The sequence below is a fragment of the Bartonella henselae str. Houston-1 genome, from assembly GCF_000046705.1.
Taxonomy (GTDB): Bacteria; Pseudomonadota; Alphaproteobacteria; order Rhizobiales; family Rhizobiaceae; genus Bartonella; species Bartonella henselae.
The window spans coordinates 735,365-747,674 of record NC_005956.1; the positions used below are offsets into that span (position 1 = coordinate 735,365).

11 protein-coding genes are annotated in these 12,310 nt (G+C 36.9%); 6 read left to right on the forward strand and 5 right to left on the reverse strand.

What is annotated here, in order from left to right; all coding sequences use genetic code 11:
- Positions 1-102 precede the first annotated feature (102 nt).
- From bamA to lpxB, 6 genes are all read left to right on the forward strand, one after another.
- Positions 103-2,499 carry an outer membrane protein assembly factor BamA gene (gene bamA / locus AYT27_RS03250; RefSeq protein WP_011180552.1) on the forward strand — a complete coding sequence of 799 codons (2,397 nt, stop codon included), beginning with the start codon at positions 103-105 and terminating at the stop codon, positions 2,497-2,499.
- Positions 2,500-2,565: 66 nt separating this feature from the next.
- On the forward strand, positions 2,566-3,612 hold the full coding sequence (gene lpxD, locus AYT27_RS03255; RefSeq protein WP_011180553.1) for a UDP-3-O-(3-hydroxymyristoyl)glucosamine N-acyltransferase: 1,047 nt from the start codon (positions 2,566-2,568) through the stop codon (positions 3,610-3,612).
- A gap of 1 nt (position 3,613) precedes the next feature.
- Positions 3,614-4,081, forward strand: coding sequence for a 3-hydroxyacyl-ACP dehydratase FabZ (gene fabZ, locus AYT27_RS03260; RefSeq protein WP_011180554.1), 468 nt, complete (start codon positions 3,614-3,616; stop codon positions 4,079-4,081).
- A 23-nt stretch (positions 4,082-4,104) separates the two neighbouring features.
- Positions 4,105-4,929: an acyl-ACP--UDP-N-acetylglucosamine O-acyltransferase gene (lpxA, locus tag AYT27_RS03265; RefSeq protein ID WP_011180555.1), complete on the forward strand. Its 825-nt coding sequence runs from the start codon at positions 4,105-4,107 to the stop codon at positions 4,927-4,929.
- 2 nt (positions 4,930-4,931) lie between these two features.
- Complete coding sequence (locus tag AYT27_RS03270; RefSeq protein ID WP_011180556.1) at positions 4,932-5,804, forward strand: LpxI family protein; 873 nt, start codon at positions 4,932-4,934, stop codon at positions 5,802-5,804.
- Positions 5,797-7,002 carry a lipid-A-disaccharide synthase gene (gene lpxB / locus AYT27_RS03275; RefSeq protein ID WP_011180557.1) on the forward strand — a complete coding sequence of 402 codons (1,206 nt, stop codon included), beginning with the start codon at positions 5,797-5,799 and terminating at the stop codon, positions 7,000-7,002. Before AYT27_RS03270 ends, lpxB begins: the two co-directional genes overlap by 8 nt.
- Before the next feature lie 18 nt (positions 7,003-7,020).
- Here the strand turns inward: lpxB and AYT27_RS03280 are convergent, their stop codons facing one another.
- The 5 genes from AYT27_RS03280 to AYT27_RS03300 all read right to left on the reverse strand — a co-directional run bounded on the left by AYT27_RS03280 (position 7,021) and on the right by AYT27_RS03300 (position 12,297).
- Positions 7,021-7,794 (reverse strand): amino acid ABC transporter ATP-binding protein, encoded by a 774-nt coding sequence (locus AYT27_RS03280; RefSeq protein WP_011180558.1) that lies wholly within the window; start codon positions 7,792-7,794, stop codon positions 7,021-7,023.
- 77 nt (positions 7,795-7,871) lie between these two features.
- A complete protein-coding gene (locus tag AYT27_RS03285) occupies positions 7,872-8,579 on the reverse strand; it encodes an ABC transporter permease (RefSeq protein WP_011180559.1) in 708 nt (235 codons plus the stop codon).
- Position 8,580: 1 nt separating this feature from the next.
- Entirely contained in the window at positions 8,581-9,300 is a 720-nt protein-coding gene (locus AYT27_RS03290; RefSeq protein ID WP_011180560.1) for an ABC transporter permease, read from the reverse strand.
- 79 nt (positions 9,301-9,379) lie between these two features.
- Positions 9,380-10,132, reverse strand: coding sequence for a transporter substrate-binding domain-containing protein (locus AYT27_RS03295; protein ID WP_011180561.1), 753 nt, complete (start codon positions 10,130-10,132; stop codon positions 9,380-9,382).
- An 869-nt stretch (positions 10,133-11,001) separates the two neighbouring features.
- Positions 11,002-12,297: a citrate synthase gene (locus AYT27_RS03300; protein WP_011180562.1), complete on the reverse strand. Its 1,296-nt coding sequence runs from the start codon at positions 12,295-12,297 to the stop codon at positions 11,002-11,004.
- Between the last annotated feature and the right edge of the window lie 13 nt (positions 12,298-12,310).

A 12,310-nucleotide genomic window follows, 5' to 3' on the forward strand; every position in this document is an offset into this window, starting at 1 on the left:
GAGTAATTAAGGGGTGAGAAGTCTCGCTGTGTAAAAGAATTGTTATGGCAGTTAGCTTTTTGAGGCGTTGTGTTCAGGGAATAAGATAAGGTACAAAAGCCAATGACTATGAATTCAAGGTTTTTAAATGCAGCATCTGTGTTGGTGTTAGGGATGAGGGTTATTGCCCCAACAACAGCCTTTGTATCAATTGCTATGGTTGAAGAAGTGCAAGCATCTGTGGTTCGTTCCATTGAGGTTCATGGAAATAAATTTGTAAGTGCTCAGGTGGTTCGAGATAATATAGACATTAAAGTTGGAAAGAGTTTTTCCAGTGGTGATGTTGATTTTGCGGTAAAGCGTCTTTTTGCGTTAGGGTTATTTTATGATGTTAAAATAAACCAGGTAGGCGATAGGCTGGTTGTGCTGGTCAAAGAGTATGAAGTCGTTAATCAGGTGTTATTTCAAGGAAATAAATCTCTTAAAGATCCTGATCTTAAACGGTTTATTTCTTTAAAACCCAATGAGCCCTTCAATTCTGCCAAGCTTTCAGCTGATGTTAATGTGATTCGTGAAGCTTATAAAACTGTTGGTCGTAATGATATCGCTGTTACGATTCAAACTATTAATCTTGGAAAAGGGCGCGTAAATGTGGTCTTTAATATTGTTGAAGGTCGCAGGACAAAGATTAGCAATATCACTTTTAAGGGGAATCACGCTTTTGGGAGTAGCCGTTTACGTGATGTGATTTCAACAAAGCCTTCAGGAATACTTTCGTTATTGTTGAGAGGTGATGTTTATAGTGAGGAACGCTTGGCTGCTGATGAAGAAGCGCTCCGTCGTTTTTACTATAACCGTGGTTATGCAGATTTTCGCGTTATTTCCTCTAAAGCAGTTTTTGATGAAGCGCGTAATGCTTATGAAATTGATTTCGTTCTCGATGAAGGTGTGCGCTATAAAATTGGTGATGTTCAGATTGAAAGTGATATCGATGGGATTGATGTTCAATCTATGAAAGGAATACTTAAAACCCGTTCCGGTGATGTTTATAGTGCAGAAAATATTGAACAGTCTGTTGCAATTATTAACAATAAAGCTGCTGATTCGGGATATGCTTTTGCTAAAGTTGAACCACGAGGAAATCGTGATTTGGCAAATCATACAATTTCCATTTTGTATAACATTGAACAAGGTCCTCGGGCTTATGTTCAGCGTATTGAAATACGTGGTAATGAAAAGACACGTGATTATGTTATTCGCCGTGAGATTGATCTAAATGAAGGTGATGCTTACAATCAGACCTTAGTGCAGCGAGCAAAACGTCGTCTAGAGAGTTTAGGCTTTTTTAAAGCCGTTAATATTTCAATGGTTCCCACCGATCAACCTGATCAGATTATCTTGGTTGTAGATGTACTTGAAGCACCAACGGGAGATCTTTCTTTTTCTGGAGGGTATACAACGGGTGGTACAAGTCCTGGTGTGTCACTTGAGGTATCTGTTACCGAGCGTAATCTTGGAGGGCGTGGTCAGTATGTTCGTTTAGGCTTAGGTGCTGGACAAGAGAAATCCCGTAATTACAATTTATCGTTTGTTGATCCTTATTTCTTAGGTTATCGTTTATCTGCTGGGGTTGATATTTTTCGCAGTACTTACCGCGCTGATAAAGCATATGATGTACGACAGACGGGTGGATCACTTCGGTTTGCGGTACCTATTAATGACCAGTTATCTGCTAATTTAGCTTATTCTTATATACAGGAAGAATATGATTTCGGTAAAAAATATGACTTAAGTAAAGAGACTGATATAAGAGAATTATATGGGAAATATTCTGGTGCAATTGTTCAAGCTGCACAGCATAGTCCCTGGAAACGTTCATCAATTAGTTATGGTCTAACCTATAATACTATTGATGATATGAAGAATCCGCATGATGGGTGGTATGTGCGTGTTCTTCAGGAATATGCAGGGCTTGGCGGCAATGCAAAGTTCTTGAAGACAACTGGTAAAGCAATGATGTATAAAACGCTTTCTGATCGGATGGATCTTGTCGGTTTACTTTCTTTTGGTGGTGGTTATATTCACGAAATAGGCCGAGAAGGAGTTCGTATCTTCGATATGTTTAAAATAAATACTGATATGATCCGTGGCTTCAAATATAACGGAATAGGTCCGCGTCAGGTATCCAATAAAGGTGAAGTTTATTTCTTAGGGGGAACGACGTATATGAACGCGACTGCTGAAGTACAGTTTCCCATACCTGTTGTGCCTGAAGGGTTAGGATTTCGTGGTGCATTATTTGCGGATGTTGCAACGCTTTATGGTAGTAACTATAAACCTGTTTTTCAGGGTGAAACGCCTGTTACAAATATCAAAAGTGCATGGCGTTCGTCCGCAGGTGTTAGTTTGATGTGGGATTCGCCGTTTGGTCCGCTGCGTTTTGATTATGCGTGGCCAATAAAAAAGCAAGAAGGGGATCGTTTGCAGCAATTGAACTTTGGTATTTCTACGAAGTTCTGATTTAAATTTTCTTTAGAAGAAAAAAATAAAGAGAATGGGGTATAGGCTGGGAGAGAAAGTGTTTTGATGGCGGATACATTTTTTTTTACGCCGTCCCGGCGATTGACGGTTGCTAATGTTGCTGAGTTGACAGGTGCAAAACTTCTTAATCCAGAGTTTTCTAACACAGTTATAAATACTCTTTCTTCGCTTGAGAGTGCTGGAAAAGGTTCTCTTGTATTTGTGGAGCATCGGAAGTTTTCTGATGCTTTAGTAGGAAGTTCTGCTGTTGCTGTTTTTTGTACAAATGAAATCGTTTTTAAAGTTCCTGAATCTATGGCAATTTTGGTGACGTCCACACCACAGCGTGATTTTGCCCAGATTGGTCGCATCTTATTTCCCGATTCTGTTAAACCAATGCCTTGGTTTGGACAGAGAGAGATCTCTCCGCATGCGCATATTCATCCAAGTGCTAAGCTTGCAGGTGATGTATGTATTGAGGCGGGAGCTGTTATTGGGAGAAATGTTGAGATTGGTTCAGGATCTCTTATTGCATCTACTGCTGTTATCGGTGAAAACTGCCGTATTGGGTGTGACTGCTATATTGCTCCTAAGGTAACAGTTCAGTATTCTTTGATAGGCGACAAAGTTCATCTTTATCCTGGTGCCTGCATTGGGCAAGACGGTTTTGGTTATATCGGTGGTGCTTCTGGAATTGAGAAAGTCCCACAACTTGGTCGTGTTATTATTGAGGATGGTGTAGAAATTGGTGCTAATACGACAATTGATCGTGGAACATTTGAGGATACCATTATTGGTGAAGGAAGCAAAATTGATAATTTAGTGCAGATTGCTCATAATGTGAAGATTGGTCGTTATTGTCTTATTGCCGCTCAATGTGGAATTGCTGGAAGTACATCCATAGGTGATATGTCTCAGCTTGGTGGGAGTGTTGGGGTAGCAGATCATATCGTCATAGGTAAATATGTTCAGATTGCTGCTGGTAGTGGTGTTATGAATGACATTCCGGATGGTGAAAAATGGGGAGGTAGTCCTGCACGACCATTTAAACAATGGTTCCGTGAAGTAGCGGCTTTGCGTAGTATTGGCAAAGTTAAAAAGGAGAAACGCTAATATGATCACCACCGAAGGAACTAGAAGTTTAGAGACTTTAGATATTGAAAAATTGCTTTCAATATTACCGCATCGTTATCCGTTTTTATTGATCGATAGGATTGTTGAAATTGATGGTGAGCAAGAAGCTATTGGTATTAAAAATATAACCATTAATGAGCCGCATTTTGTGGGGCATTTTCCTGCAAAACCTGTCATGCCTGGCGTGTTGATTTTGGAAGCTATGGCACAAACAGCAGGAGCAATTTCACTTTTAAGATTAGGGAATAAGCAAACAAATTTGGTTTATTTAATGACTGTTGATAATGCGAAGTTTCGTAAGCCAGTTATACCTGGTGATCAGCTAAAGATCCATGTTCGGCTTTTAAAAAAGCGATCTGGCATGAGGCGTTTTTCGTGTATTGCAGAAGTAAAGGGTGTCCGTGTTGCTGAAGCGGAAATTGCTGCGATGATTCTCGAGAAAGAGTAAACGATATTGATGGGAATTTAAAAATGTCCGGTACGAAAATCCATCCAACTGCTCTTGTGGAGAAGGGAGCGCAGCTTGGTGAGAATGTATTCGTTGGGCCGTTTTGTCATATTAGTTCAGAGGCTGTTATTGGTGATGGATGCAGCTTGATGAGTCATGTTGTGATAATGGGGAAAACAACGTTAGGAGCCGATAGTAAAGTATTTTCACATGCAATTTTGGGAGCAGAACCGCAAGATAATAAACATAAGGGAGGTTATACAACTCTCTCTATTGGTAAAAATTGTACAATTCGTGAAGGCGTAACAATGCATAGAGGCTCTGATTCGAGTGTGGGAATGACAATTGTGGGTGATAATTGCCAATTTTTTTGTTATGCCCATATCGCTCACGATTGCCGTGTGGGGAATAATGTAACATTTGCAAATAATGTGATGATCGCTGGGCATGTTACTGTTGGCGATTATGTTATTATTGGTGGTGGTGCTGCTGTTCACCAATTTGTTCGTGTTGGTCATCATGCATTTATTGGTGGTGTATCGGCACTGGTTGGCGATTTAATTCCCTATGGAACAGCTGTTGGTGTGCAGGCAAAACTTGCAGGGTTAAATATTATTGGTATGAAACGCGCAGGTCTTGAGCGTAAAGATATTCATGCATTACGCCATGCGGTTGCTATGCTTTTTGATCACAGTAAGCCGTTTAAAGAGCGTGTCAGCGATGTTGCTTCTTTCTATCCCGCTTCTCAGTCTGTTGTTGATGTAGTTAATTTTATTAAAGAAAAAGGAAAACGTTTTTATTGTACTCCCAAATTTGAAGGTGATAGAATAAAAGAAAATAAGGATTAAAAATGTCTGTCTCTGGTGCGAGAAATTTTCTTTCCGGCCGTACTGCTATTATAGCAGGAAATGGTGTTCTACCTATCACTATTGCTCAAGAACTTGAAAAAAATGGGCAGAATCCTTTTCTTGTACTTTTGCGTGATGAAGCAGATGCTTTGCTTTATCGCTATGAACATTGTGAGTTATCAATTGTAGAGTTAGCGCGTCTCGTTAAAATCTTAAAGGCAGCTGAGATTTGTAATATTGTTTTGGCCGGTGGTGTGAAAAGGCGGCCACTTCTTAAGCAATTACAATTCGATTGGACAACATTTTTAGCTCTTCCTAAGTTAATTGGAGCTTTGAAGGGAGGGGATGATGTATTATTAAAAGCCTTTGTACGGATTATTGAAGCGCATGGTTTTTGTATTATTGGTGCTCATGAGATAGTCCCAAATCTTTTAGCTCCAAGAGAATTTGATTTAACATTGCGGCGAGCTACGCGAAAAGAGAAAAAAGATATTTTGTTAGCAGCAGAAGCAGCAAAGCTTTTAGGTCGTCTAGATATAGGGCAAGCAGCAGTTGTTATCAATGGAAGGGTGATTGCGGTTGAGGGAGCAGAGGGAACTGATAATATGCTATGGCGAGTTTGTGAAATGCGAGAAAGAGGACAAATTCCACCTAAAGGTGGTGTTCTTGTTAAATGTGCAAAACCACAACAAGATCATCGCGTTGATTTGCCATCAATTGGCCCTATGACAATAATGAATATTGCAAAGAGTGGATTGTCTGGCATTGCGGTGGAGGCAAACAGAAGTCTGATATTATCAGTGAAAACAACAATAGAAAAAGCTAACAAATATTCCTTGTTTATAGAAACATTTGAAAAGTTTGATCATGAATAAGTGTTTCTTAAAAATTGCTATTGTTGCAGGCGAAGAATCTGGGGATTTGCTTGGAGCAGATTTAATTTCTTGTTTATCACAACAGACAGGATGCAAAATTGATTTGATTGGTGTTGGGGGAAGGCATTTAAAGGCATTAGGTTTAAAAAGCTTTTTTGATTTTCAAGATATTGCTTTAATTGGTTTAGGCACAGTATTAAAAAAATTGCCATTATTATTGATACATATTCACAATTTATCCAAATTTATTGCAAAAGAACAACCCGATTGTTTAATTATTATTGATAGCCCTGATTTTACCCATCGTGTTGCAAAAAAAGTGCATGTTTTAGCACCTTCTATTCCTATCATTAAATATATTGCACCAACAGTTTGGGCATGGCGTCCTGAGCGCGCTAAAGCTATGCGTAAATTTGTTGATCATGTTTTGGCGGTTTTTCCTTTTGAAAAAAAGATTATGCAAGATTTGGGAGGTCCACCCACTACTTATGTCGGACATCGTCTTTTGACTTATCCTCCACTGTTGACTATCCAATCAAAAAAAAGGCACCAATCAGAAAAAAAACATGTGTTTGCTAAACAAACGTCATCGCCTACATTAGTTATTTTGCCAGGATCACGCAATTTAGAGATTCGCTACTTAATGCCGATTTTTCGAGAAGCAGTAGAAATTCTTATACAACGCATTCCTCATTTACATATTATTTTGCCAACCTTACCACATTTTGTGGATGAAATTCGTGCTTTTGTACAAAGCTGGAAAAACAAAGTAGAAATTCTTGTTGATGAAGATGCAAAATGGCATGCTTTTTCGAAGGCTGATGTTGCACTTGCAGCACTTGGAACGGTTTCACTTGAATTAGCATTAGCAAAAATTCCCATGGTTCTTTGCTATAAACTTGATCGTTTTTCTAAATTATTCATTTTTCCCAAAATAATGTTATGGAGTGCTGCTCTTCCAAATATTATCTCTGATAAGCCTATTGTGCCGGAATACTTTAATGAATTTCTACGTCCTGGCATGTTAGCAAGGCAGATAGAAGAACTTTTATATAATCCTTTATTACGACAGGCACAGCTCGATGTTTTTGAGATGGTAGAACAGAAAATGAAGACTGAAGTTCCATCTGGGGTCATTGCTGCTCAAACAATTGTTACTCTTCTCAAAAAGAGATCAGGATCTTTAAAGTTCTCGTAGATAAATCAATGTTAATAATTAGTGTTTAATTTTAGCAAGAAAATCACGAGCACGTTGACTTTTAGGATTGATAAAAAATTCATCAGATGCTGTATCTTCAATAATTTTTCCATTTTCTAAAAAAAGTATTCTTTCTGAAACTTTTCGAGCAAAACCCATTTCATGGGTGACACACAGCATTGTTATGCCTGTATTTGCTAATTGAACCATAACTTCTAAAACTTCTCCAACACTTTCTGGATCAAGAGCTGATGTTGGTTCATCAAAAAGCATTACTTCAGGTTTCATACAAAGTGCACGCGCAATTGCAACACGCTGTTGTTGCCCACCAGAGAGTTGTAAAGGATATTTCTCACAATGTTTTTCAATTCCAACTTGTGTCAAATAATGCATTGCCCGTTTCTTTGCTTGTTGTTTAGAAAGTCCTTGAACTGTCATAGGTGCTAAAATGCAATTTTGCATAACAGTCATGTGGGGAAATAAATTAAAATGCTGAAAAACCATTCCTATTTTGCGCAGAACAGTTTTTTGTTGGTGTATAGGAGCCGTATGGATATTAATATTATGGATACAAATTGAACCTTTGTGTGTTTGTTCTAATTGATTAATACAACGAATCAAAGTTGATTTTCCTGATCCAGAAGGCCCACAAATAACGATGCGTTGTCCAATTTCTACATCCAGGTTAATATCATGGAGCACATGAAAGTTTCCATACCATTTATTTAAATTTCGAATAGAGATTACTGGGCTTTTAGTGGTATGGACAAGTTTATTATTTTTCAAATTCATCTTTTATATTCTTTCATTGATGAATAAATTGATTAATTTAATATTTTAGTGGTAAAAATTTTTCTGATCATTTTTGTTTATCGTAAATATCGGGTGAGGTGGCGTTCAATCGCGATGATAAAACGATGAACAAGGGCAACGACAAGAAGATAGATAAGAGCAACCCAAATATAAACTTGAAAATCAAATGTACGTGAATAAGTGAGTTTAGCAATCCCCATTAAATCATAAATAGTAATAAGTGAGGCAATGGCACTGGATTTAATCATTAAAATAAATTCATTTCCTAGGGGACGTAACGCTACAACCATTGCTTGCGGAAGAATAATTTTAAAAAATGTTGTAGAGCTGCTTAGCCCTAGAGCTTTTGATGCTTCAATTTGTCCAGCTTTTACTGATAAAAAACTTCCTTTAAAGATTTCAGATTGATAAGCAGCGGAATTAAGTGCAAAAATGAAAATACAGCAGTACCATGCGTTTTGGAAAAACCACCATAAACCAACTTGTTGCCAAAAGCTGTTCATTGAACCAAGTCCATAATAAAAAAGGAAAAGTTGGGCTAATAAGGGAGATCCACGGAAAAAATAAACATAAGCATGTGCAAAATACCGCAAAAGCTTATTATTTGATAAACGCACAAATGTAATAAACATACCGAGAAAAAAACCAAGAGAGCAAGCAATAAAAACTAGCTCAAAAGTAACAAGAAATCCATCAATAAATTTCAGTCCATAACGGTTCAAGAGAGCAGGATTGAAAAGGAAATAGAGCCACTCTGGAATCATCTCAGACTAACACCTTCTGATATCCTAGTTGAGTGCGTGTTTCAAGATAATGTAGGATTGCGGAAAAAAACGCTGAAAATAATAAATAGAGTAAACATGCCACAAGATAAAATAACATAGGCTCATTGGTAGCAGCGACTGCTAAATTCGTTTGTTGCATAAGGTCAACAAGTGAAATGGTTGAAACAAGTGATGTATCTTTAAGTAAAGTGAGCCAATTATTAGAAAGTCCTGGCAAGGCATTTCGAATAAGTTGAGGAAAGACAACACGAAAAAATGTGGTTGAGCGTGAAAGTCCTAGAGCTTTAGCTGCTTCATATTGACCTTTGTCAAAAATGTTGAATGCTCCGAGCCAAACTTCACAAGAAAAAGCAGCAAGAACCATACTAAGTGCAAGAACACCAGCAATAAAAGCATTGATACTAAATATTATTTCAATATTAAAATAATCAAGAACAGCTTGAATAACGCTTTGTAAACCATAATAGACTAAAAATAAAGTTAAAAGCTCTGGTAAGCTACGAAATACTGATGAAAAAAGGGTAGCTATAGCTTTAGCTGTTTTGATATTAGATCGTATCATCAGTGCACTTAGAAGTCCTAGAGGAAGTCCTAAGATTCCACAGCATAAAGCCAATGATAAAGTGATCCCTGCACTTGAAAGTATAACTACACCCCACCCCCCATTGCTAAATGATAGCAATGCTAAATTTTGGGCCATCCTTGTGCTCCTCACAAAAATTTAGATAAATTTTCTTACAAATAAATAATTTGTTCAAATTTAGTTTATATTGATATTTTTAATAAATATCGAATGTAAAATATTTCTTCATAATTTTATCATAAGTTCCGTCCTCACGGATTTCTTTTATTGCTTCATTGAACTTATTTTTAAGATCGTTATTATTTTTGCGTATAGCAATTGCGATAGGCAGTTTTGTTTTTTTCAGACTACCAAGAAGTTGACAGCAATCTTTTTCTTCATTTTCTAGCCAGTTTACTGCTGCCAGTTTATCAGAGATGACGATATCAAGCCTATGACTTAAAAGATCACGTTTAACTTCTATTGCTGTAGGATAAAGTTTGATATTCACACCCTCAGCTGCATAATGATCTTCTGCGTACACAGCTTGTGTTGTATTTGATTGTACACCAAGATTCTTATCTTTAAAAGCTTCTGCCGAGATTTCTTTAATTCCTGAATCTTTGTGAACGATTACAACCAATTCTGTACTGTAGTATGCGTCTGTGAAGTCAATTTTTTGTAAGCGCTCTTCTGTAGGAGCGAGAGAAGAAATGATAGCATCGTATTTTTTTGCAAGAAGGCCAGGAATCATTCCCTCAAAGTCTTGGGTGACGATAGTACACTCGACATTCATTTTTTTGCACAGTGCATAAGATATATCAATATCAAAACCCTGAAGCTCGTTATTTGAGTTGACGTAACTGAATGGGGGATAGGAAGCATCACTTGCAATTTTCAGCGTTTTAGCATTGGCCAATTGGGTGAACAGTACTAAATTTGTTATGAGGGCTACAGCTAATAATTTCATTATGTTCTCCTATCAGATAAGCGAGAGAATATTAAATCATCATGTATTTTATAATCTGTAAGGTTTTCTAAGAGCAATATAAAAAATTTATTGGGATTCATTTTATTATTATTGCAAGGGTATCATTATTTAAAAAAATTATCTATTCTTATTCAAGACTAATATAGGAAAAATTGAGAAAAATTGAGAATTTAACTTTGAAAAAAGACTCTTTAAATAAAATCATTTTTTCTAAATTGTCTACATATCGAGGAACATACAAAATCAATTATTTTTGGTAGATACAGATATTTTACTCGTAAAAGAAGTCTATTGCTAATAGATGGTTTCAGAAAGATTCTTTGTATGTGGTTATGATAGGCATATACGACCATACTTCTTGTGGTGGTTGGTTTTTTATAGAAAAATTTCAATAATAGGCTTGGGCTTTAAATCTTTTTCTAATTTATAGAAAAAGGGAAAAAGGCATTTTTAGTTGAAAATAGCACTTGGATAATTTTTTTACGATGCTGTTTTAGGGGAAGGAGAGAACGAAATTCTTATTATCACTGAGTTTTCATATGTGGATAATGGTTTTTTAATTTACAGATGGAGCGGTGAGCAATACGTATCTAATTGAGTAGAATCATTAATCGAAGTTTTTTATTTTACAAATATATTGCTAATCTGAAAGAAGAGCGTTTTTGATTCCATTAATTCATCAAATAAAGTCCATCAGAAAACTTTTATCATAATTGTTGGATTATGATGGTGTTATAGTTATGAAAAGAGTTTTCTAATCAAGGTTTGTAAAAACACTTTGATTTTAGACAATTGATTCTGATTAAAGCTCCAATTTATTGAAGCTTTAATGAGGGGTTACTTTATTTTTAGTTTACACGCTTGTCTATAGGGATATATTCACGCGCAGCGTAGCCTGTGTAGAGTTGGCGTGGTCGGCTAATTTTTTGTGCAGGATCCTCAATCATTTCTTTCCATTGCGCAACCCAGCCGACACTGCGTGCTAATGCAAAAAGAACAGTAAACATTTCTGTTGGAAATCCTAGAGCTTTTAATGTAATGCCAGAATAGAAATCGACATTAGGGTAAAGTTTTTTTTCAATAAAATATTCATCATTTAGAGCAATATTTTCAAGCGTGATAGCAATATCAAGAAGTGGATCATTTTGAATGTTCAATTCTTTTAAAACCTCATGGCAGGTTTGTTGCATGATTTTTGCGCGTGGATCATAATTTTTATAGACTCGATGACCAAAACCCATAAGGCGGAAAGAATCATTTTTATCTTTTGCACGTGCAATGAATTCAGGAATTCTTTCAACAGAACCTATTTCTTGTAACATTTTTAGGCATGCTTCATTAGCTCCACCATGAGCTGGTCCCCAAAGGCATGCAACACCTGCTGCAATACATGCAAATGGATTAGCACCTGATGAACCTGCAAGACGTACAGTGGATGTCGAAGCATTTTGTTCATGATCTGCATGAAGAGTAAAGATTCTATCCATAGCTCGAGTCAGCACCGGATTAATTTTATATTCTTCACAAGGAACAGAAAAACACATACGGAGAAAATTTGCAGCGTAACTAAGATCATTACGTGGATAAACAAATGCTTGTCCAATGCTATATTTATAGGCCATAGCGGCAAGAGTTGGGACCTTTGAAATGAGACGAATAGAAGCGATCATTCTCTGTTGAGGATCTGTAATATCAATAGAGTCGTGATAGAATGCAGACATAGCTCCAAGACATGCAATCATGACGGCCATAGGATGAGAGTCGCGACGGAAACCATGGAAAAATCTTGCAAACTGTTCGTGAACCATCGTATGCTGCATAATACAGCGATCAAAATCAATTTTTTCTTGTTTTGTTGGCAGTTCACCGTAAAGCAAAAGATAGCAGCTTTCGAGAAAGTCTCCTTTTTCAGCCAATTGGTCAATAGGATAACCACGATAAAGCAAAATTCCTTCATTACCATCAATATAAGTGATTTTCGATTCACACGAAGCAGTTGAGGTAAAGCCAGGATCATAAGTAAAAGTATCTGTTTCTTTGTAGAGAGAAGCAATTTCAATAACGTCAGGACCAAGTGTACCTTTACGCACGGAGAGTTCTATTTTTTTATCATTCACAGTAATGTGCGCTTTATTCTTAGACATAAGCTATTCCTTT

Bases quoted from the DNA above. Each gene is read 5' to 3' on its own strand.
- AYT27_RS03270 (WP_011180556.1), top strand. From the start codon at position 4,932: ATGTCTGTCTCTGGTGCGAGAAATTTTCTTTCCGGCCGTACTGCTATT.
- AYT27_RS03295 (WP_011180561.1), bottom strand. From the start codon at position 10,132: ATGAAATTATTAGCTGTAGCCCTCATAACAAATTTAGTACTGTTCACC.
- AYT27_RS03290 (WP_011180560.1), bottom strand. From the start codon at position 9,300: ATGGCCCAAAATTTAGCATTGCTATCATTTAGCAATGGGGGGTGGGGT.
- lpxD (WP_011180553.1), top strand. From the start codon at position 2,566: ATGGCGGATACATTTTTTTTTACGCCGTCCCGGCGATTGACGGTTGCT.
- AYT27_RS03285 (WP_011180559.1), bottom strand. From the start codon at position 8,579: ATGATTCCAGAGTGGCTCTATTTCCTTTTCAATCCTGCTCTCTTGAAC.
- lpxB (WP_011180557.1), top strand. From the start codon at position 5,797: ATGAATAAGTGTTTCTTAAAAATTGCTATTGTTGCAGGCGAAGAATCT.
- AYT27_RS03280 (WP_011180558.1), bottom strand. From the start codon at position 7,794: ATGAATTTGAAAAATAATAAACTTGTCCATACCACTAAAAGCCCAGTA.
- AYT27_RS03300 (WP_011180562.1), bottom strand. From the start codon at position 12,297: ATGTCTAAGAATAAAGCGCACATTACTGTGAATGATAAAAAAATAGAA.
- lpxA (WP_011180555.1), top strand. From the start codon at position 4,105: ATGTCCGGTACGAAAATCCATCCAACTGCTCTTGTGGAGAAGGGAGCG.
- bamA (WP_011180552.1), top strand. From the start codon at position 103: ATGACTATGAATTCAAGGTTTTTAAATGCAGCATCTGTGTTGGTGTTA.
- fabZ (WP_011180554.1), top strand. From the start codon at position 3,614: ATGATCACCACCGAAGGAACTAGAAGTTTAGAGACTTTAGATATTGAA.